The sequence below is a fragment of the Pseudocitrobacter sp. 2023LY-00077 genome, from assembly GCF_055796175.1.
The window spans coordinates 187,867-209,193 of record NZ_JBSPEI010000006.1 but is presented as its reverse complement, the minus strand read 5'-3'; the positions used below and the strand labels follow the sequence as shown (position 1 = coordinate 209,193).

Sequence of the window (21,327 nt, the reverse complement as noted above, 5' to 3'; positions counted from 1 at the left end):
CTGACTGCTGATAAGAATTGCAACACCATTGATGCGCTTTACGGCTTTTGTTGTTCCGCATCAATCACCGGGATCCGCCACATGAAAATCAGCAGACAGGCCAGAATCACCAGCAACAGTATGCGTACCCACATCATCTTCACCAGCCACAGGGAGATAGCAAAAGTCAGCAGAATTAAGATAATAGCCCGAGGCTTTGCCCCGCGCGGCATGGCACGATACTTCTGCCAGTGGCGCAAATAGCCACCAAACCAGGAGCGATAAAGCAGCCAGTGGTGAAAACGCGGCGACGAGCGCGCGAAGCACCAGGCGGCGAGCAGGATAAACGGCGTGGTAGGCAGCAACGGCAAAACCACGCCTAATGTGCCCAGGGCTACCGCCAGCCAGCCAATAATGATTAAAATAGTGCGTTGCATAGCGAGAATCGTTATCAATACCAGCTGCTAATGTAGCATAGCCGATAAAAAATACGACGGAGATTGGCGTGAAAATAGCGCAGCTTTTACAAACGCTGGAAGCCCAGCTTGCCCGGCTGCAAGTGCGCATCGCGCCGCTGGCGCAGCACGCCACCCTGACGCCCCGCTTTGACCGGCAACTGTTTCACACCCGCAGCACCACGCTACAGGCGTGCCTGAATGAAGCGCAGAAGAATTTCAGCGAGTTACAGCGCGCCGTTGAGCAACAGCAGCTTCCGCAGGTGGCCTGGCTTGCCGAACAACTGGCTGCACAAATTGAGGCCATCAGCCGGGAAAGTGAGGCCTGGACACTCCGTGCCTGGGATAGCGCCTCACCCGCACAAACGCGCTGGCAGCGCAAACGCCTGCAAACCCAGGAGTTTGAACGCCGATTGCTGGAGATGAAACAGACGCGTGAGCAACAGCTTCAGCAGGCGACTACCTTTGATGAGCAGCAGCGGCTTGGCCGCGAAATTACCGCCTTTGATGCCCGTCTGGCGCGTTGCCGACAGGCTTTGCAGGACATTGAAAACGTACTGGCGCGCCTGACGCGCTAAAGAGGAAAGTATGTCGCTGGAAAATGCGCCGGATGACGTTAAGCTGGCGGTGGATTTAATTATGCTGCTGGAGAGTCACGATATCGCGCCGGATGTGGTGTTAAGCGCGCTGGAGATAGTGAAGCGAGATTTCGCGAAGAAGCTGACAACGACCCCGGACAATCGCGCCGAATAAATGCCCGGTGGCGCTTGCGCTTACCGGGCCTACAAAATCACACAATCCGTAGGCCGGATAAGGCACAGCCGCCATCCGGCAAAATCGCCACACAACCGCCCGGTGCCGCTTGCGCTTACCGGGCCTACAACAGAGGTATTAATCCGCTATCGCGAGGTTGTTACCGCCGTTGTTATCACGCTTCACTTCCGTCACTTCATCGCCCTTCTCATTGTGCAGATGAACTTCCAGCTGGTTAAACGCAATGTTGATGTTATTTTCACGGCACAGACGATCGATGGTGCGGTTCAGCTCATCGACGGTGTAGCTGCGATCGCGCAGTTCACGCACATACAGACGCAGCTCGTGATCCAGCGTGCTGGCTCCAAAGGTGGTGAATAGTACAATCGGCTCCGGATCGTGCATCACTTTCGGATGCTCCATCGCCGCTTTCAGCAGGATCTCTTTCACCTTATCGAGATCGGAACCATACGCCACGCCCAGGCTTATCACCACACGTGTAATCGTATCGCTGAGCGACCAGTTGATCAGGCGCTCGGTCACAAACGCTTTGTTTGGGATGATCACCTCTTTACGGTCAAAGTCGGTGATGGTCGTCGCACGAATACGGATCTTACTGACCGTTCCCGAGAAGGTGCCGATCGTCACGGTATCGCCAATACGTACCGGGCGTTCAAACAGGATAATGATACCGGAGACAAAGTTACCGAAAATCTCCTGTAAACCAAAACCGAGACCGACCGATAACGCTGCCGCCAGCCATTGCAGTTTATCCCACGAGACGCCCAGCGAGCCAAACACCGTCATTGCGCCGACGGCGATGATCACGTAGTTGAGGATCGTGGTAATGGCGTAGGATGCACCCTGGCGCATGTTCAGGCGTGAGAGCACCAGCACTTCCAGCAGGCCCGGTAAGTTGCGAATGAGCGCCCAGGCAATGGTGGCCGCTATCACCGCAAACAGCAGGCTGCCCATGGTGACGTTTTTCACCACGCTGGCGCCCGCTTCCGTGCCGCTGTAATGCCACAGGGTAATGCTGTCCAGATAGGTAAAGACGGAGATTAAGTCTGACCAAATGCCCCAGAACGCCGCCGCGAACAGACACACCATCAGCAGCATGGTGATACGCAGCGTTTGCTGGTTGACCTGCTCCAGAGCGATGGTCGGCTCTTCCTGCGGCTCCGCACCTTCCGCGCCTTCTTTCACGATATTCTGACGACGCGCGACTGCACGGCGATAAGCGATACGCCGCGCCGCGACGCTCAGCCCACGCAGAACGGTTTGATAAAGCAGGTTCCAGACAATCACCAGGTAGACGGTTTCAATCCAGCGACCGGAGAGACGCAGCGTGGTATAGAAGTAGCCCGTCGCCGTCAGCACCATCAATCCAATCGGTACCAGCGACAATACGGTAATCGTAACCAGACGCAGCCCGTGCGACTCTTTATCACGCCAGCTATCGCGGCACATCGGCCACACCAGAATGGCGATCACCAGCAGGTTCAGCAGAATAACAAACTGGCCCAGCACATCGTCCATCAGGTGCAGTGGCGAAAGCTCCGCCACAACGGACCAGAAGTGCAGCGGCAGCAACGCAAGGCTGATGCGCACAATCTGACGACGCCAGTGGCTGGTGAGCTGTTCTGGCATATTGAAGTGGCGTACGGCAACGCCGTCTTTTTCCAATACTTTCCAGCACACGCCGAAGACCAGCCAGAAGGTTGCCAGTTTTTTACAGAACGCCCACAGCAGGTCGCTGATGTTGAGCTGCATGGTCAGCAGAATCAGGCCAACGGCCAGAATCACTAATACCACTGGCAAGGCTCTTATCAGATCGATGAGAATCGCTTTGGGCGTATGCAACTGGCTGTCGTTGCGTAATTGCCCTACCTGCTCCGCTAAACGCGCCTGATATGCGCGCAGCCAGCTCAGTTTCCAGCGAATCAGTCCGGCAATCAGCAGCAGCGGCAGGCCCGCCAGGAAGGCGATGAACACCGCTGGCCACGCTTTTTCCCAGTTTACGGTGATTTTCATCGCCTTAAACTGGTCTTTCAGCGCGCCGGGGAAGGATTTAATCCAGTCCCAGCCCATCGGTTTGTTGCTGTTTACCCAGAAGATTTGCTGAGTAAGGATCTCTTTAAGGTTTTTCGATACGCTCATCAACTGCTGCTGATTGATTTGCAGGTTGATAGCCATCATCAGCTGGTTACCCAGCTGTTTATTAATTAAGTCCAGCGCTTCGCGCCGCGCGTCAACCAGCTGTAGCAGGGCGTCATGCACTTCAGGGTTGACGTCGCTGGCGTGCCCCTCTTCCAGTTTGGCGACAAAATCTTCGCTCTGGAACATGGCATCACGCTGCTGGTTAATTTCGAACTGCTCCAGACGCAGGTCCGCAATGCGGTTGGTCATGTCTTCCAGCTCATCTGCGGAAGGCAGAGTCTGCTGCTGTTGATAAAGAATACGCGAAAGCAGCAGGCTACCTTTCAGCACCGCAATCTGCTCTTTCACGTTACGCTCGGATTGCAGCGCACGGTCGAGCCAGTTCTTCACTTTAATATTTTGCTGAACCAGCTGGTTACCGCTTTCGGTGACGTTAATCAGGCGCTGGCTTAACTGGTGGTTGATTTCCAGTTCCTGTTTGACCAGCGGGTTTGCCTGAATTCGCGCCGTGTCTTCCGGCGAGGCGGTTTCCTGCGCCGTTTTTTCCGTCAGCGTTAAGCGTTTATTGTTAACCGCTTCCTGTAAAAGCTGAAGCTGGTGCTCAAGGCGGGTGCTGTACGCGGTAATGTAATCACGCTGTTTTTGCAGGGTATCCTGCAAAGTGGTATTGCCCTGCAGGCTTTTACGTTGCTGATCGAGTTCCGCGTTGAGCAACGCCTGCTGCACCTGCAACATGGTTTGCTGAGAAGGACGCAGCGCGCCTTCCCCTACCGTGGTGCCGTTCAGGCTATTACGAATTTGTTGAAGCTGCTGTGACGCCGCATTCATGGCGTTCTGCACGCGCTCAGGCTGTGTTTGTAGCGAAACCAGCTGGGTATTGTAGGTCGCCAGATCGTTCTGGGCATTTTGCAGGTCATCGACCATCTGCGTTAAGCGCGCTTCCAGCTGGCGTAACGACAGCGTCGAGAGCGTTTTACGCGTTTCATCGTCATTATCGACGTCGCTCAGCGCATTCAGTTTCTCAGTGGCTTCGCGCAGCTGCGCCGGGGCCTGATCGACTTTCTTCTGCAACTGGACGGTTTCGTCTTTGACGCGATCGATTTTATCCAGGAACTGGACGGTCTCGGTCAGATCCTGTAGCTCCAGCTTGTCCGCTGGGGTGGGATCTTTCTTCTTATTGATAGCATCGATTTGCGCCTGAATTTCGGCACGATCGGGAAGGTCATTGCCGCTTGTGGCACGCGCCTGCGCGGCGGTGACAGCACAGAAAAGACATGCAATAACGACTATAAAAGCGAAAAATGTGTTCCGCGAGCGAATGTTATGCAGCATAGTTTTAACATGAGTGATTGCAAAAGCCGGAGAAAACCGGGGGATAAACGCGTGCGAAGAATAGCACTTCTGCAATCGGCGGAATAGCGCCACTTTCCAGGATTATTCCTGGTAATACCGGATTTTCTGATTAACCTGATTTCTCATGCAGCGTTGGGCAAAACTGAAACATCTCCAGCAGAATGGCCACGTAATCACGCGCCTCTTTTTTCAAATCAAATGAGCCAGGCGCAAAGAGCCAGTTTTCCATGATTCCAGAGACATAACTGCGCATCAGAATGGCGGCGCGACGGGTTAACAATTTGGCGGGCAGCATTTGTGCAGATATACAATCTTTTAACACTTGCTCTATGCGGTCATAACTTTCCATGCAAAGATTTCGCTGAGCCTGCTGTAAAACAGCCATTTCACCGACAAATTCGCACTTATGGAATATAATCTCCATCATCAAGCGTCTACGCTCTTCTACAACCGTTGCTTCAAGGATATATACTAATATTTCCCTTAAAACTGAGAGTGGATCGTCGGGGAATTTTGCCCGATACTCAATCTCAAGATCGCCGATACTGGATTCTGATAACTCCCAGATTTCACCAAATAAATCCGACTTGTCCTTGAAATGCCAGTAGATAGCACCGCGCGTTACGCCTGCCGCCCTGGCAATATCGACCAGCGAGGTTGACGATACGCCTTGCTGAGAAAATAGACGTAAGGCGACATCCAGGATGTGTTGACGTGTCGCGAGGGCTTCTTGTTTGGTTTTTCGTGCCATAGGTTGGTGAATTTACAGAGGTTAGATTTACATACATTTGTGAATGTATGTACCATAGCACGACGATAATATAAACGCAGCAATGGGTTTGTGGACGCTGAACCATTGATCAATTTGAAATCGGACACTCGAGGTTTACATATGAACAAAAACAGAGGGTTAACGCCTCTGGCGGTCGTTCTGATGCTCTCAGGCAGCTTAGCGCTTACAGGATGTGACGACAAAGGGGCTCAACAAGGAGCACAGCAGATGCCAGAAGTTGGCGTCGTGACGCTCAAATCTGAACCTCTTCAAATCACGACTGAACTCCCTGGACGCACCAACGCGTATCGTATTGCAGAAGTTCGTCCGCAGGTCAGCGGTATCATTCTGAAGCGAAACTTTACTGAAGGCGGCGATATCGAGGCTGGCGTGTCTCTGTATCAGATCGATCCTGCCACTTATCAGGCCGCTTACGAAAGCGCAAAAGGTGACCTGGCGAAGGCACAGGCTGCTGCCAACATTGCTCAACTGACCGTGAAGCGTTACCAGAAACTGCTGGGTACGCAGTACATCAGTCAACAGGACTACGACACCGCGCAGGCGGATGCACAGCAGGCTAATGCAGCCGTTGTTGCAGCCAAAGCGGCTGTTGAAACCGCGCGTATCAACCTGGCCTATACCAAAGTCACCTCCCCTATCAGCGGCCGTATCGGTAAATCCGCGGTAACGGAAGGCGCACTGGTGCAGAACGGGCAGTCTACTGCGCTGGCAACCGTGCAACAGCTCGACCCAATCTACGTCGATGTGACGCAATCCAGTAACGACTTCCTGCGTCTGAAACAGGAACTGGCAAACGGCACGCTGAAGCAGGAAAACGGCAAAGCGAAAGTCGACCTGGTGACGAATGACGGTACTAAATATCCGCAGAGCGGCACATTAGAGTTCTCTGATGTGACGGTTGATCAGACCACCGGGTCTATCACCCTGCGCGCTATTTTCCCGAACCCGGACCATACTCTGCTGCCTGGCATGTTCGTTCGTGCGCGCCTGCAGGAAGGTGTGAATCCGAATGCGCTGCTGGTTCCTCAGCAAGGCGTGACCCGTACGCCGCGTGGCGATGCTACCGCGCTGGTTGTGGGTGAAGGCGATAAAGTTGAAACGCGTGATATTAAAGCAACCCAGGCGATTGGCGATAAATGGCTGGTCACTGAAGGGCTGAAAGACGGCGACCGTGTGATTATCACCGGCCTGCAAAAAGTCCGTCCCGGCGCGCAGGTGAAAGCGCAGGAAGTGACTTCTGACAATAAAGAACAAGCCGCAGCCGGCGCAGCGTCAGAAAAAACTCAGTCTTAACTTAAACAGGAGCCGTTAAGACATGGCTAATTTCTTTATCGATCGCCCGATATTTGCATGGGTGATCGCAATCATCATCATGCTTGCCGGGGGACTCGCGATCATGAAACTGCCGGTAGCGCAATATCCAACGATTGCGCCGCCAGCCGTGACGATCTCCGCGACCTATCCGGGTGCTGATGCCCAGACGGTGCAGGACACCGTGACACAGGTTATCGAACAGAATATGAACGGTATCGATAACCTGATGTACATGTCCTCCAACAGTGACTCTACCGGTACGGTACAGATCACCCTGACCTTTGAATCCGGTACCGACGCGGACATCGCGCAGGTACAGGTGCAGAACAAACTGTCGCTGGCAACACCGTTGCTGCCGCAGGAAGTTCAGCAACAAGGGATCAGCGTTGAGAAGTCCTCCAGTAGCTTCCTGATGGTTGTTGGTGTCATCAACACCAACGGCACCATGACCCAGGAAGATATTTCCGACTACGTTGCGGCGAACATGAAAGACCCAATCAGCCGTACGTCTGGCGTCGGTGACGTTCAGCTGTTTGGTTCTCAGTACGCGATGCGTATCTGGATGGACCCGACCAAACTGAACAACTTCCAGCTGACTCCGGTTGATGTTATCGCGGCGATCAAAGCACAGAACGCCCAGGTTGCAGCCGGTCAGTTAGGCGGTACGCCGCCGGTGAAGGGGCAGCAGCTTAACGCCTCTATCATCGCGCAAACGCGTCTGACCAGCACCGATGAGTTCGGCAAAATTCTGCTGAAAGTGAATCAGGATGGTTCGCAGGTTCGTCTGCGCGACGTGGCGAAGATTGAGCTGGGCGGTGAGAACTACGACATCATCGCGAAGTTCAACGGTAAACCGGCTTCCGGTCTGGGTATCAAGCTGGCAACCGGTGCGAACGCGCTGGACACCGCGAAAGCTATCCGTGCCGAACTGAAGAAGATGGAACCGTTCTTCCCGTCAGGCTTGCAGATTGTTTACCCGTATGACACCACACCGTTCGTTCAGATCTCCATTAACGAAGTGGTAAAAACACTGGTCGAAGCCATTCTTCTGGTGTTCATCGTAATGTACATGTTCCTGCAGAACTTCCGCGCGACGTTGATTCCGACGATCGCGGTGCCGGTGGTATTGCTGGGTACCTTCGCTATCCTTGCCGCCTTTGGCTTCTCCATCAACACCCTGACGATGTTCGGGATGGTGCTGGCGATAGGGCTATTGGTGGATGACGCCATCGTGGTGGTAGAAAACGTCGAACGTGTTATGTCCGACGAAGGGCTACCACCGAAAGAGGCGACGCGTAAATCGATGGGCCAGATTCAGGGCGCACTGGTGGGTATCGCGATGGTGCTGTCGGCGGTATTTATCCCGATGGCCTTCTTCGGCGGTTCTACCGGGGCAATCTATCGTCAGTTCTCCATCACTATCGTTTCGGCGATGGCGCTGTCCGTACTGGTAGCGTTGATTCTGACACCTGCGCTGTGTGCCACGATGCTGAAACCGGTCGCCAAAGGCGATCACGGCGAAGGCAAAAAAGGCTTCTTCGGCTGGTTCAACCGCATGTTTGATAAGAGCACGCACCACTACACCGACAGCGTAGGCAACATCCTGCGCAGCACCGGTCGTTATCTGCTGCTGTATATCATCATCGTGGTCGGCATGGCCTTCCTGTTTGTTCGTCTGCCAAGCTCGTTCCTGCCAGATGAAGACCAGGGCGTGTTCCTGAGTATGGCCCAGCTTCCGGCGGGTGCGACACAGGAACGTACGCAGAAAGTGCTGGATGAGATGACCGATTACTATCTCACCAAAGAGAAAGACAACGTTGCGTCCGTGTTTGCGGTTAACGGCTTTGGTTTTGCGGGTCGTGGTCAGAACACCGGTATTGCCTTCGTTTCTCTTAAAGACTGGGCGGATCGTCCGGGTGAAGAGAATAAAGTTGAAGCCATTACCCAGCGTGCGATGGGCGAGTTCTCGAAGATTAAAGATGCGATGGTGTTCGCCTTTAACCTGCCAGCCATTGTTGAACTGGGTACGGCGACCGGTTTCGACTTCCAGCTGATTGACCAGGGCGGCCTCGGCCACGAGAAACTGACTCAGGCGCGTAACCAGCTGTTTGGCGAAGTGGCGAAACATCCGGATCTGTTAGTCGGCGTGCGTCCTAACGGCCTGGAAGATACCCCGCAGTTCAAGATCGATATCGATCAGGAAAAAGCGCAGGCACTGGGTGTGTCTATCAGCGACATCAATACCACGCTGGGCGCAGCCTGGGGTAGTAGCTACGTCAACGACTTCATCGACCGTGGTCGCGTGAAGAAAGTGTACGTGATGTCCGAAGCGCAGTACCGCATGTTGCCGGAAGATATCAGCAACTGGTACGTGCGTGGTTCTGATGGCCAGATGGTACCGTTCTCCGCATTCTCGACATCTCGCTGGGAATACGGTTCACCGCGTCTGGAACGCTATAACGGTCTGCCGTCGATGGAAATCCTCGGTCAGGCAGCGCCGGGAAGAAGTACCGGTGAAGCGATGACGCTGATGGAAGAGCTGGCGGGTAAACTGCCGTCGGGTATCGGTTACGACTGGACCGGGATGTCTTACCAGGAACGTCTCTCTGGTAACCAGGCCCCTGCCCTGTATGCGATCTCGCTGATTGTGGTCTTCCTCTGTCTGGCGGCGTTGTATGAGAGCTGGTCGATTCCGTTCTCCGTTATGCTGGTGGTTCCGCTGGGGGTTATCGGTGCACTGCTGGCCGCCACCTTCCGTGGCCTGACTAATGACGTTTACTTCCAGGTAGGCCTGCTGACAACCATTGGCTTGTCGGCGAAGAACGCGATACTTATCGTGGAATTCGCCAAAGATCTGATGGAGAAAGAAGGCAAAGGCCTGATTGAAGCAACGCTTGAAGCGGTACGTATGCGTCTGCGTCCAATCCTGATGACGTCTCTGGCGTTCATCCTCGGGGTTATGCCGCTGGTTATCAGTACCGGCGCAGGCTCCGGCGCACAGAACGCAGTAGGTACCGGCGTAATGGGCGGGATGGTCACCGCAACGGTTCTGGCTATCTTCTTCGTACCGGTGTTCTTCGTGGTGGTTCGCCGCCGCTTTGGCCGCAAAGTTGAAGAGACTGAGCACAGCCAACCGGCAGAACGTCACTAAGTCTGACCGATGCTGAAAAGGGCCGCTGACGCGGCCCTTTTTTTATGCCTTTTTATAATTGCACTTATTGTTATAAACGTTTTTAAAATGCAGTAATAAATTTTTATAATTAAAAAAACAGCGGTTATCTTTAATAGTGATGATTCATCACCGGGAGGGTTTCCACGCTTAAATGTTTAGGAAAACTCCGAAGTGTAAGGTGTTTTCTCTGATACTCTGCGGCGAATCGCCTTAGACCTGCTGAAAATCCAGGCATCTGCCTGCCGCAATATTCGTGTGGATAATGGGTAAGTGAATGAATTCTAATGATTCAAATAATGTTTCTCTGGCGATACATTGAAAAATCTTAATCTGAGCCACATTTCATTATCGGGGAATTAAGGAAAACAGACTTAATTGTAATTTTTCGTAATAGCTCGGTGAAATCTCTTTCAGAGTAGATTATAGTTAGTGCATAAGGACTGTGCGTCTGCGCCAGGTAAGCCGGTAGTTACCCCATCCCACACACTGTTTGTTCTCGTCGTTTACTCACGAATAAGGGGATGTGTTATGGACGAATACTCGCCAAAAAGGCATGATATCGCGCAACTCAGATTCCTCTGCGAAACGCTCTATCATGACTGCCTCGCCAATCTTGAAGAGAGTAACCATGGTTGGGTTAATGACCCCACCTCGGCTATCAATCTTCAACTTAATGAGTTGATCGAGCATATCGCAACTTTTGCGCTTAATTATAAAATTAAGTACAACGAAGATAATAAATTGATTGCACAAATTGACGAATATCTGGATGATACTTTCATGTTGTTCAGTAACTACGGCATAAATAGTGAAGACTTGCAAAAATGGCGCAAGTCCGGGAACAAACTCTTCCGCTGTTTCGTCAACGCCAGCCGGGCTAACCCCGTTAGTCTCTCTTGTTAAGATAATTACAATCACATGGGTGAATTATGTCTGAGAAACCATTAACTAAAACGGATTATTTGATGCGACTGCGCCGTTGCCAGTCAATTGATACGCTGGAACGCGTCATTGAAAAAAATAAATATGAACTTTCTGACAATGAACTGGCGGTATTTTACTCAGCTGCCGATCATCGTCTGGCTGAATTGACGATGAATAAGCTGTACGACAAGATCCCATCCACCGTCTGGAAATTTATTCGTTAATCGCTATTTTCTGCAATTGCTACAGGCGTCAGTCAAGTCAACTAACGATCGTAACGTTCCACTTCCCCAGGTAAGTTTGTGATTAACTTCACATTGATTAACAGGGAACGTTCCCAATTGCTCCTGTGCCTCTTATGGTGAACACTCTCGACTGACGAGGAGTGTCACAATGAGTGAAGAGAAACGTAAAATGATCGCCGGCGAACTCTATCGCCCGGCTGATGCAACGCTCAGAGCCGATAGCCTGCGCGCCAAACAGTTGTTGCACCGCTACAACCATTCGTCGCCCGACGAAAAAGCATTACGCCATCAGTTGCTGGCTGAACTCTTCGATAAAAGCCACGATGCTTATATTGAGCCCAATTTCCGCTGCGACTACGGCTATAACATTACTCTCGGCACCAATTTCTACGCCAATTTTGATTGCGTAATGCTGGACGTGTGCCCCATTACCATCGGCGATAATTGCATGCTCGCGCCGGGCGTACATATTTATACGGCGACCCATCCTCTGGATGCCACCGAACGCAACAGCGGTTATGAATATGGCAAACCGGTGGTTATCGGTAATAACGTCTGGATTGGCGGACGTGCGGTAATAAACCCTGGCGTCACCCTTGGGGATAACGTAGTGGTGGCTTCGGGCGCGGTGGTGGTGAAAGATGTACCTGATAACGCGGTCGTTGGGGGCAATCCGGCCCGCATTCTTAAAATGCTGAGCTGATACGACTGTTATGCTTTTTTGAAACTAATCTGTTACTTTTTGTATTGGTTAATGCAACATAGAATAGGTGAATCCGCCCTGAGTTGCAGAGCCCAATGATGACAGAAATCCAGCGATTACTTACGCAAACTATCAATGAACTGAATATCCGTGAAAAGCGCGACAACAGGCCGCGCTTTAGCATCAGTTTTATCCGCAATCACCCCGGCCTTTTCCTGGCGATGTACGCGGCGTTTTTCGCCACGCTGATTGTCATGATGCGCTCTGAAACGCTCGAAGGTTCCGTCTGGCTGCTGTGGGTACTGTTTGCCCTGCTGAATGCGTTTTTCTTCTTCGACGTTTACCCGCGTTATCACTACGAAGATATTGACGTGCTGGATTTCCGCGTCTGCTATAACGGCGAGTGGTACAACACGCGCTTCGTGCCGGAAGAGTTGATTCAATCCATCAAGAACTCACCCCGCGTCAGCGCGCAGGCCCGGGCGCAGCTTGAAAAAATGGTCGCCAGAAAAGGCGAACTCTCGTTCTACGATGTCTTCACCCTGACCCGCGCGGAAGCGACGCAATAATCCGCTGAAGCGTCCGTATCGCTGGAATAAAGCGCGATGCGGACGTATTGCCATAACCCAGCACCAGGCCAGAACGCTGATGCTGCGCATTCAGATAAAACTGGCTGAGCGCCGCCGGCGACATCTGCTGCTGGCGGGCAAGTTTTACCACCGCCACATCATCAATCCCGTCGATAAGAACCGTCAGGTGCAGCCCACCCTCACCGGCCAGTACCTGATGCGGAATCAACAGCTCCTGCGCCAGCGCTTCGCGTAACTGTGTTTGCCGTTTACGATAAAGCCGTCGCATCGCCGCCAGATGCCGCGCGTAATGGCCCTCCTCAATAAACGTCGCCAGCGTGCGTTGCTCGGCGCGATGCCCACCGCGCAGCAGGGCGCGAATCGCCGGTTGCGCGGCAGCGACCAGCGCAGGCGGCAACACCATAAAACCCAACCGCAGCGACGGAAACAACGTTTTGCTGAAGGTCCCCAAATAGACTACCGGCGCGTCTCTCACCATTCCGCGCATCGCCGGGATCGGCTCACCGCTGTAGCGAAACTCACTGTCATAATCGTCTTCAATGATCCACGCACCCGCGCGATGCGCAAACTCCAGCAGCGCCAGACGCCGCGCCGCACTCAGCACGCTGCCCGTGGGATACTGATGCGACGGTGAGGTAAAAATGAGACGCGGCGTCGAAGCGACCTGCGCAAACTGCATACCTTCATCATCAACAGGAATCCCCTCAAGCGATAACCCCGCCGCCAGAAAGGCGCTTTTTGCGCCAAAGTAACCCGGCTCTTCCACCCAGGCCAGTTGCCCCGGCTCACTCAACAGTTGGGTACAGAGATTTACCCCTTTCAGCGCGCCTTCGGTGATAACGACCTGGCTGGCATCGCAGTCGATTCCCCGTGAAAGCGCGAGGTGACGGGCAATCGCCTCGCGAAGCGACGGTTCTCCGGCGGAATCACCGTAGCCCAGCAGCAAGCTCCCCTCCTCCCGCAAGGTACGATCGAGCAACCGCCGCCACAACGGTAAGGGAAAATAGTTAATCGCGGGCGTTCCCGGCGTAAAGAGCATCGGCGGCGATTCACGGGGCGTCGCGGGCGGGAGCTGGCGAAACCGCGCGGCCACGGCGGCGGGTAACGTCGGCGGTGAAGCTGTCGCCTGCGATTTGGGGAGTGACGCCACGCGCGTTCCCTGCCTGTCGCGCAGTAAATAGCCTTCCAGCGCCAGCTGCTCCAGCGCACTATTGACCGTATTACGGGAAATCACCAGCCGCTGCGACATAATGCGCGAACCAGGAAGGCGGCTGTTTGCCTGCAGTTGCCCCTGCAAAATGGCGTCTCTCAGCGCGTTGTAAAGGGCGCGCTGTAGCGTCTGCGGGCCGCGCATTGCCAGCGCGCGTTGCAGGAAAGTAAAAAAGGGATCGTCAGGGATATTCATCAGGGCTCCTCGTGGCACCATAAAAAGATACATCCATGGCACTTTTTATGGAACCAGTAAGTCTCTACTCTCATCTCGTCCACTTACAGCAAGGAGAGGTTATGAGTCAGCTTAATCAGTTTAATCAACCCGTTGGTGATGCATTACCCGACTGGCAACCGCGTTCTCATCCGGCACGTGTGGTGCTTGACGGCGCCTGGTGTCGCCTGGAGCCCCTGGCCGTTCATCATGCTGATGCGCTGTTTGCCGCCCACCAGCTTGCCGCCGATACGCGCAGCTGGACATGGCTGCTGCGCGAACCCGACAGCTGTGTGGACGATTTTCGCCAGTGGGTCGCCAGCGTGGAAAATCTCAGCGATCCTATCCATTTTGCGGTGATTGATAAAAGTACCGATAAGCCGGTAGGCTCACTGTCGCTAATGCGCATTGATGCCAATAATGGCGTGGTGGAGGTTGGGCACGTGCACTTTTCGCCGCTGCTTAGCCGCACACCGATGTCAACGGAAGCCCAGTGGCTACTGATGTGCTACGCCTTTGATACGCTCGGGTACCGTCGCTACGAATGGAAATGTAATAGTCTGAATGAACCGTCGCGCAATGCTGCATTGCGTTTAGGCTTCCAGTTTGAAGGGCGCTTTCGTCAGGCGCTGGTGATTAAGGGGCATAACCGCGATACGGACTGGTTTTCGATTCTGGATAGCGAATGGCCCGCGCTTGATACGGCGTTTCGTCACTGGCTTGCCGCCGACAACTTCGATGCCGACGGCAAGCAGCGAAAAACCCTGGAACAGTGGCGCAATAATGGAAAAAATTAACGTCTTTTTTTACGACCCTGCACCGCTTTAAAACGCGGATTGGTTTTGCAAATGACATACAGCCGCCCTTTGCGCTTCACAATCTGGCAGTCCGGGTGGCGTTGTTTTGCACTGCGTAATGAATTCAGTACCTGCATTACTGGCCTCTCACATCAAGAAAACGGCCAAAGCGCTGACGGAATTTCGCGGCGCTACCTTCGCTGGAAAACGACTTCTGTTTCCCGGTATAAAACGGATGCGACTTCGCGGAAACCTCAAGAGTGACATAGGGATATGTCTCTCCTTCAAGCTCAATTTCGCGATCGGTCTTGATGGTCGACCCGACTTTAAAATACTCATTGGCGCTGGTGTCGTGGAAGACCACGGTTCGATAATGCGGATGGATATTTGTTTTCATAACGCCCTCAACTCGTATGTTATAACATAACAATATGCTAAGGCATTATTCGGTGACGATCAACCCTTCACTTATTACGGTTTTTGGCCTTATCTCTTTTTCGCAAAAGCTCAGCACCCACCCACGGCATAAAATAGAAAATATCGTTATTGGTGACGCGTCATCGGATCAGGCACGCTGGCGCTATCTCATCTCATCTCATCTCATCTCATCTCATCAGGAGCGATCATCATGCGTTGTTGTTGTTATCCCTTCACTCATAAAAATGCCCTTTTCCCCCAGCACTCTGGAGATAACAATGAGCCTGACGACACTGCCCGTTCTCAATCTGGCGCACTATCACTCTGCCGCTGAACGCGATGTTTTTCTTGAACAATTGCGTCATGCCGCACGCGACGTAGGGTTCTTTTACCTGACGCATCACGGCATCGATGACACCCTTTCGCAGCAACTCCAGCATCAGGCCCGACGGTTCTTTGCCCTGCCAGACGCACAAAAACAGCAGGTGGCGATGGTCCACTCCCCGCATTTTCGCGGTTACAACCGCAGCGCTGCGGAACTGACACGCGGCCAGCCCGACTGGCGCGAGCAGTTTGATATTGGCGCGGAGCGTCAGGCGTTGCATCTGAATGCGGACGATCCGCGCTGGCTGCGCTTACAGGGGCCCAATCTGTGGCCGCAGGCGCTGCCCACGCTGAAACCGGTACTTCTGGCGTGGCAACGTGCGATGACGGAGATGGCAATGACGCTGCTGCGCGCATTCGCGCAAGCGCTGCAACTGCCTGCGCATGCCTTTGATACGTTGTATGGCGACAAGCCTAACGAACATATCAAGCTGATTCGCTATCCGGGCCAGCAGGAGACGCAAAGCAGCACCCAGGGCGTAGGCGCGCACAAAGATTCCGGTTTCCTCAGTTTCCTGTTGCAGGATCAACAAAAAGGGTTGCAGGTCGAAGTGCGTGAAGGTGAGTGGATCGACGCCGCCCCGCTACCGGGTAGTTTTGTCGTCAACATTGGCGAATTACTCGAGCTGGCGACCAATGGGTATCTGCGCGCAACCGTGCATCGCGTAGTTTCACCTCCCGCCCATCAGGACCGCCTGTCGATCGCCTTCTTTCTCGGTGCCCAACTGGATGCGGTCGTCCCCGTCTACGATTTGCCGGAAGCACTGGCGCGAGAAGCGCATGGGCCGCAAAGCGACCCGCACAATCCGCTTCTGCGCGATGTGGGCTGGAACTACTTAAAAGGCCGCCTGCGTTCGCATCCGGACGTCGCGGAACGTCATTATTCCGATGTGCTTCGCGCTCGCAGCGAACAACTTATCGCCTGAAAACAATAATAAAGGAATCACACCATGAAAAATGCTGCATTCAAACTGGCAGGTATCGCGCTCTCTCTTTCTCTGGCCTGGAGCGCAGGTGCCGCACCGCTGCGCATCGCGGCGGACCCGGTTCCGCACGCGGAAATCCTCAACTTTATTAAAAAACAGGACCCGTCACTCGACCTGCAGGTGGTGGAACTCACCAGCGGGGTCAACGCCAACGAGCTGCTGGCAAACGGCGATGTGGATGCGAACTACTTCCAGCACGTGCCTTATCTTAAAGACCAGGAAAAAGCATTAGGAAAAACCTTCGCCGTGGCGGCAACGGTGCATATAGAACCGCTGGGCATTTATTCTCACAAGCATAAGGATCTGAAATCGCTGCCGGAAGGCGCGACCATCGCCGTACCCAATAACACCACCAACTTAAGCCGCGCGCTGTTCCTGCTGCAAAGTAAAGGGCTGATTAAACTCGATAGCAAATTCAGCGATCCGGCGAGTACGCTCGCGACGCCGAAAGACATTGTCGAAAATCCCCATAACGTGAAGATCCTGGAGATCGAATCGCCGCAGATCCCGCGGTCGCTGGACGACGTGGATCTCGCCGTGATTAACGGCAACTACGCGCTGGAGGCCGGTTTAACGCCAGCGAAAGATGCGCTGGGGCTGGAAAGCGCGACCCATAATCCGTATGCCAATATTCTGGTGACTAACCCGCAGCTCGCCAACGATCCGCGCATCAAAGAACTGGCGAAAGATCTGACCTCACCGCAGGTTGCGGAATTTATCCGCCAGCACTACAACGGTTCGGTGATCCCGGTCAGTGCGCCTCAGTCATGATTACGCTCGACGGGCTGAGTAAACAGTACGCCGGAACAGGCCGACCGGCGCTTAACAACGTCTCGCTTCACGTCCCGAAGGGGGCCATTTACGGTATCCTCGGGCGGAGTGGCGCGGGGAAAAGCACGCTGATTCGTTGCCTGAATTTACTGGAGCGGCCCACGGCGGGCCGCATTCTGTTCAACGGCGAAGATATCTTGCGGTTCAATAAACCCCAACTTCGGGCGCACCGCCTGCGCACGGGCATGATTTTTCAACACTTTAATCTGCTTCATGCGCGAACGGTGGCGGACAACATCGCCGTTCCGCTGGAAATCGCGGGCGTGGCGAAAGCAGAACGTCAGCAGCGTATTGAAGAACTGCTGTTTTTAGTCGGGCTGGCGGATAAAGCGCAGGCATTTCCCTCACAGCTTTCGGGCGGCCAGAAGCAGCGCGTCGGCATTGCCCGCGCGCTGGCGGCGAAACCGGATGTGCTGCTTTGCGATGAAGCCACCAGCGCGCTGGACGCCGAAACCACCGCCTCGGTGTTAACGCTGCTCGACACCATCAATCGTCAGCTTGGGCTGACGATTGTCCTCATCACCCATCAACTGGAAGTGGTGAAAAACCTCTGCGACCACGCAGCATTGCTGGAAAACGGTGAATTGCAGGAGAGCGGAAAAATTGCCGACTTGCTGGTATCACCCTGGTCGCGCTTGCGTGAAATGCTGCTAGGCGATGCCGATGAAGAGCGTCGCTTTCTGGCTCGTCACGGTATCAACGGGAGGCCTTTATGCGTGGTCGCATGAGCTGGAACGATCTTTGGCCCATTCTCCTCAACGGCACGCTGGAGACGCTGTATATGGTGGGTCTGGCGGCGCTGTTTACGGTACTGATCGGCCTGCCATTAGGCGTGCTGCTGTTTATTTCCCGCCGCCACGGGCTGGTACCGATGCCGCGTTTAAATGCGCTGCTTGGCGCATTGGTCAATACCGGACGCTCACTGCCGTTCATTGTGCTACTGATTGCGCTGATCCCGTTCACCCGATTACTAATTGGCACAACGCTCGGCAGTACGGCGGCGATTGTCCCCATTACCCTTGGTGCCTTTCCTTTCTTCGCGCGGCTCACTGAAAATGCGCTGGATGAAGTCGATTCCGGGCGAATTGAGGCGGTGCTCTCAATGGGCGGCAACACCTGGCACGTGATCAGCAAAGCGCTGCTACCGGAAGCGCTGCCGGCCCTGCTGGCGGGGATCACCTTAACGGTTGTGATGCTGATTGGTTTTTCATCGATGGCGGGCGTGATTGGCGGCGGTGGTCTGGGCGATTTAGCCATTCGTTACGGCTATCAGCGTTTTAACGATCAAATCATGGTCGCGACGGTCGTGACGCTGGTCATTATGGTGCAGGGCGTGCAGATGATCGGCGATCGTCTGGTGCGCGCGCTGGCACATCGACGATAATTTGCGCAATCAATCTCAGAATAACCCTATTGTTTAATAAGCTTATTATTTTGATGGGATATACTTGTCGTACTTTGCCACATTAAGGACAACGCTGTGACAACACGACATCTGGTGGGTCTGGTGACGGGCGTGCTCATTTTGGCGATATTTTTGCCGATTTTACTGAGCATCTGGCTGGCTCATCGAGAAGCGGACGCCCAGTTCAGGGATGAACAGGAACTCTATGCTTCTCGCGTGATGGCGCGCACGCTGCAGGTGCTGGATCAAGCGAAAGCCGCGCTTGTCCAGATTGACGCCTCGAAAAATCCGGGCTGTAGCCCACAGCAACTCCTTGAAATGCGCCGCCTCTCCTACTCCTGGCGCTATGTTCAGGAAGTGCTTTATCTCAAGGGCTCAACGCCGATATGTTCCTCGCTGGAGGTGCAAAGCGCCCCCGTCACTTACCCGGAACCCGATCGCGTGACAACCGATGGCTACCGAACCTGGTTTACCGCGAAGAACGATCTTGGCCTTGATCATCACATGATTGCCATTGCCAGTAAGCAGCATATGGTGATTATTGACCCCCTCTCCTTTATCGACGTTATTCCCTCTGAACTCAGCAATATTCAGTCAGCACTATTGGGCACGGTAAGAGATCGCGTGCTGGCAAGCAGTCAGCCTATTGATATTGCGGTGTTCAAACGTATGCAAAAAGAGGGGCTGGAAACCCTGACGGTCAATAACACGATTTACACCGTACGGCATTATCCCGAGCTTGATCTGGCCGTGGTCACCTGGTCGCCGGTCCAACCGAAAGTCGCCAGTTGGCATCATCAACTGCTTATCTGGTTACCGATTGGCATCTTAATCAGTTTACTGGCCGCCTGGTTTATTATGCGCCTGTTACGACGCCTGCAATCTCCCCATCACCGCATGCTGGACGCCTTAAATGAATCGGCCATTACCGTTCACTATCAGCCGATTGTTTCGCTAAAAAGCGGGCGAATCGTTGGGGCTGAAGCACTGGCGCGCTGGCAGCAAACTGATGGCAGCTATTTATCGCCGGAGATCTTTATTCCACTCGCCGAACAAACCGGGCTTATCACCCGACTCACGGAAACGGTGGTAAAAAACGTATTCCACGATTTGGGGAAATGGCTCCATGTTCATCCGGAGCTCCATATCTCCATTAATCTCTCGGTTGAGGATCTCCGTTCTGCAACGCTCCCTGAGCTATTAAGACAGCAGCTCAACCACAGCCAGGTGAGGCCCTCGCAAATTGCCCTGGAATTAACCGAGCGCGGTTTTGCCGACCCAACCACCACGCTGCCTGCCATCGCGAGCTATCGCAAAGCAGGGCACGCGATTTATATCGATGATTTTGGTACCGGATATTCCAGCCTGCGTTATCTGCAGGACCTGGAAGTCGATACCCTGAAAATCGATAAATCGTTTGTGGATGCCCTGGAATACCAGCAGGTCACGCCGCATATCATCGAAATGGCGAAAAGCCTGAAGCTGGATGTGGTGGCCGAAGGGATCGAAAATGCCTGCCAACAGGAGTGGCTGTACCAGCACGGCGTGCATTACGGCCAGGGCTGGCTGTACAGCAAAGCGCTGCCAAAAACCGATTTTATTATCTGGGCCGAGGAGAATTTGCGCTCGCACTAAGGGCTATGCTTAAGGTAAAGCCAACGAGAAGGAGAGCGCGATGAACAAGCAAAACTGGCCTCTGGAAGACGTGCGTCACTGGCTGGAGCCCGGCCCGGTGGTGCTGGTCAGCAGCCACTGGCAGGGCAAAAACAACATTATGACGCTGGGCTGGCACACCATTCTTGAGTTTTCGCCCTCGCTGGTGGGGTTGATGATTTCTGCCGGCAACGTCAGCTATTCCTTAATCCGCCAGAGCGGCGAATGTGTGATTAATCTGCCCGACGCCAGCATGGCCGATATCGTCTCCGGCATCGGCAACTGTCGCGGCGACAGCACCGATAAATTCGCCCATTTTGATCTTACGGCAGAAAAAAGCGAACAGGTCGCTGCGCCGGGCATTGCGGAATGCCACGCCAGCTTTGAGTGTCGTTTGTATGATGATGCGCTGGTCGAGCGCTACAACTTCTTTATTTTTGAAGTGGTCGCCGCGCGCGTGAAGCCCGAGCCAGAATGGCCGCAAACGCTGCATTATACAGGCGGCGGGATTTTTCGCGGTGACGGCGAGGTAATTGACCGCCACTGCTTGTTTACCAAAGTCTCCTGACATGCGTCTGGCTGGCGGCACGCCGCACAGCCAGCCTGGCTACTCGTCGACGATGGGCAGGAAACCACCGTAGATCATGCGTCGTCCGTCAAACGGCATCGATTCCCCCAGCGCCTTCATACGCGGGTCGTTCATCATTTTCTCATTCGCCGCATCGCGGACGTCTTTAGATGGGTATTCAATCCAGCTGAAGACCACTTCTTCGTGCTCTTCGGCCTGCACCGCCATGCGAAAATCGGTCAGATTGCCGTTAGGCACATCATCCGCCCAGCATTCCACAATGCGGGTTGCGCCGAACTCTTTAAACAGCGGCGCTGCTTTTGCGGCCATCTCGCGGTATGCCTCCTTATTTTCCGCGGGAACAGCAACAACAAAACCATCAACATACTTCATCAGGTAAACCTCCGAAGTGACAGCGCAGC

The 21,327-nt window shown here is 53.9% G+C and carries 22 protein-coding genes; 15 read left to right on the top strand and 7 right to left on the bottom strand.

The genetic code is table 11. The features are described 5' to 3' along the window. Positions 1 to 38: 38 nt before the first annotated feature. Positions 39 to 416: a DUF454 family protein gene (locus tag ACWWFX_RS10225; RefSeq protein WP_276222347.1), complete on the bottom strand. Its 378-nt coding sequence runs from the start codon at positions 414 to 416 to the stop codon at positions 39 to 41. Positions 417 to 484: 68 nt separating this feature from the next. Here ACWWFX_RS10225 and priC point away from each other — a divergent pair, with 68 nt between their 5' ends. Next, positions 485 to 1,012 (top strand): primosomal replication protein N'', encoded by a 528-nt coding sequence (gene priC / locus ACWWFX_RS10220; RefSeq protein WP_473223733.1) that lies wholly within the window; start codon positions 485 to 487, stop codon positions 1,010 to 1,012. Positions 1,013 to 1,022: 10 nt separating this feature from the next. Continuing rightward, positions 1,023 to 1,187 (top strand): pleiotropic regulatory protein RsmS, encoded by a 165-nt coding sequence (gene rsmS, locus ACWWFX_RS10215; protein ID WP_473223732.1) that lies wholly within the window; start codon positions 1,023 to 1,025, stop codon positions 1,185 to 1,187. A 138-nt stretch (positions 1,188 to 1,325) separates the two neighbouring features. Here the strand turns inward: rsmS and mscK are convergent, their stop codons facing one another. Both mscK and acrR read right to left on the bottom strand, forming a co-directional pair. Further along, positions 1,326 to 4,679, bottom strand: coding sequence for a mechanosensitive channel MscK (gene mscK / locus ACWWFX_RS10210; protein WP_276222340.1), 3,354 nt, complete (start codon positions 4,677 to 4,679; stop codon positions 1,326 to 1,328). A gap of 130 nt (positions 4,680 to 4,809) precedes the next feature. After that, the gene (gene acrR / locus ACWWFX_RS10205; RefSeq protein ID WP_276222338.1) at positions 4,810 to 5,451 is read right to left on the bottom strand and encodes a multidrug efflux transporter transcriptional repressor AcrR; all 642 of its coding nucleotides are present in this window, start codon (positions 5,449 to 5,451) and stop codon (positions 4,810 to 4,812) included. Positions 5,452 to 5,592: 141 nt separating this feature from the next. Between acrR and acrA the strand changes: the two genes are divergently transcribed. From acrA to ACWWFX_RS10175, 6 genes are all read left to right on the top strand, one after another. Then, the gene (acrA, locus tag ACWWFX_RS10200) at positions 5,593 to 6,786 is read left to right on the top strand and encodes a multidrug efflux RND transporter periplasmic adaptor subunit AcrA (RefSeq protein WP_149462103.1); all 1,194 of its coding nucleotides are present in this window, start codon (positions 5,593 to 5,595) and stop codon (positions 6,784 to 6,786) included. A gap of 22 nt (positions 6,787 to 6,808) precedes the next feature. Continuing rightward, positions 6,809 to 9,958, top strand: coding sequence for a multidrug efflux RND transporter permease subunit AcrB (gene acrB / locus ACWWFX_RS10195; RefSeq protein WP_276222335.1), 3,150 nt, complete (start codon positions 6,809 to 6,811; stop codon positions 9,956 to 9,958). Between the two features lie 549 nt (positions 9,959 to 10,507). After that, positions 10,508 to 10,882: an Hha toxicity modulator TomB gene (tomB, locus tag ACWWFX_RS10190; protein ID WP_015965533.1), complete on the top strand. Its 375-nt coding sequence runs from the start codon at positions 10,508 to 10,510 to the stop codon at positions 10,880 to 10,882. A gap of 26 nt (positions 10,883 to 10,908) precedes the next feature. Continuing rightward, a complete protein-coding gene (locus tag ACWWFX_RS10185) occupies positions 10,909 to 11,127 on the top strand; it encodes an HHA domain-containing protein (RefSeq protein ID WP_015965534.1) in 219 nt (72 codons plus the stop codon). A 169-nt stretch (positions 11,128 to 11,296) separates the two neighbouring features. After that, on the top strand, positions 11,297 to 11,851 hold the full coding sequence (gene maa / locus ACWWFX_RS10180) for a maltose O-acetyltransferase (protein WP_253898061.1): 555 nt from the start codon (positions 11,297 to 11,299) through the stop codon (positions 11,849 to 11,851). Between the two features lie 98 nt (positions 11,852 to 11,949). Then, positions 11,950 to 12,420, top strand: a complete 471-nt coding sequence (locus ACWWFX_RS10175) for a YlaC family protein (protein ID WP_149462176.1) — start codon at positions 11,950 to 11,952, stop codon at positions 12,418 to 12,420. Here ACWWFX_RS10175 and pdxR read toward each other — a convergent pair. Next, entirely contained in the window at positions 12,389 to 13,846 is a 1,458-nt protein-coding gene (gene pdxR, locus ACWWFX_RS10170; RefSeq protein ID WP_473223731.1) for a MocR-like pyridoxine biosynthesis transcription factor PdxR, read from the bottom strand. The genes ACWWFX_RS10175 and pdxR overlap by 32 nt on opposite strands. Positions 13,847 to 13,947: 101 nt before the next feature. Here pdxR and ACWWFX_RS10165 point away from each other — a divergent pair, with 101 nt between their 5' ends. Beyond that, positions 13,948 to 14,661 carry a GNAT family N-acetyltransferase gene (locus ACWWFX_RS10165; RefSeq protein WP_456147300.1) on the top strand — a complete coding sequence of 238 codons (714 nt, stop codon included), beginning with the start codon at positions 13,948 to 13,950 and terminating at the stop codon, positions 14,659 to 14,661. On the opposite strand, the gene ykgO is transcribed toward ACWWFX_RS10165, so the two are convergent. Both ykgO and ACWWFX_RS10155 read right to left on the bottom strand, forming a co-directional pair. Then, entirely contained in the window at positions 14,658 to 14,798 is a 141-nt protein-coding gene (gene ykgO / locus ACWWFX_RS10160) for a type B 50S ribosomal protein L36 (protein WP_005125190.1), read from the bottom strand. The genes ACWWFX_RS10165 and ykgO overlap by 4 nt on opposite strands. Continuing rightward, on the bottom strand, positions 14,798 to 15,058 hold the full coding sequence (locus ACWWFX_RS10155; protein ID WP_015965539.1) for a type B 50S ribosomal protein L31: 261 nt from the start codon (positions 15,056 to 15,058) through the stop codon (positions 14,798 to 14,800). Before ACWWFX_RS10155 ends, ykgO begins: the two co-directional genes overlap by 1 nt. Before the next feature lie 298 nt (positions 15,059 to 15,356). Between ACWWFX_RS10155 and ACWWFX_RS10150 the strand changes: the two genes are divergently transcribed. The 6 genes from ACWWFX_RS10150 (at position 15,357) to ACWWFX_RS10125 (ending at position 20,905) form a co-directional block, all read left to right on the top strand. Beyond that, positions 15,357 to 16,388 carry an isopenicillin N synthase family dioxygenase gene (locus ACWWFX_RS10150; RefSeq protein WP_473223730.1) on the top strand — a complete coding sequence of 344 codons (1,032 nt, stop codon included), beginning with the start codon at positions 15,357 to 15,359 and terminating at the stop codon, positions 16,386 to 16,388. A 24-nt stretch (positions 16,389 to 16,412) separates the two neighbouring features. After that, a complete protein-coding gene (locus ACWWFX_RS10145; protein ID WP_276222329.1) occupies positions 16,413 to 17,219 on the top strand; it encodes a MetQ/NlpA family ABC transporter substrate-binding protein in 807 nt (268 codons plus the stop codon). Further along, positions 17,216 to 18,007: a methionine ABC transporter ATP-binding protein gene (locus ACWWFX_RS10140; RefSeq protein WP_276222328.1), complete on the top strand. Its 792-nt coding sequence runs from the start codon at positions 17,216 to 17,218 to the stop codon at positions 18,005 to 18,007. The genes ACWWFX_RS10145 and ACWWFX_RS10140 overlap by 4 nt, the downstream gene beginning before the upstream one ends. Continuing rightward, entirely contained in the window at positions 18,004 to 18,663 is a 660-nt protein-coding gene (locus tag ACWWFX_RS10135; protein ID WP_473223757.1) for a methionine ABC transporter permease, read from the top strand. The genes ACWWFX_RS10140 and ACWWFX_RS10135 overlap by 4 nt, the downstream gene beginning before the upstream one ends. Positions 18,664 to 18,759: 96 nt before the next feature. Further along, positions 18,760 to 20,319: an EAL domain-containing protein gene (locus tag ACWWFX_RS10130; protein WP_456147297.1), complete on the top strand. Its 1,560-nt coding sequence runs from the start codon at positions 18,760 to 18,762 to the stop codon at positions 20,317 to 20,319. A 40-nt stretch (positions 20,320 to 20,359) separates the two neighbouring features. After that, complete coding sequence (locus ACWWFX_RS10125; protein ID WP_473223729.1) at positions 20,360 to 20,905, top strand: flavin reductase family protein; 546 nt, start codon at positions 20,360 to 20,362, stop codon at positions 20,903 to 20,905. Positions 20,906 to 20,944: 39 nt separating this feature from the next. On the opposite strand, the gene ACWWFX_RS10120 is transcribed toward ACWWFX_RS10125, so the two are convergent. Next, a complete protein-coding gene (locus ACWWFX_RS10120) occupies positions 20,945 to 21,298 on the bottom strand; it encodes a DUF1428 domain-containing protein (RefSeq protein WP_113858798.1) in 354 nt (117 codons plus the stop codon). Positions 21,299 to 21,327: the final 29 nt, after the last annotated feature.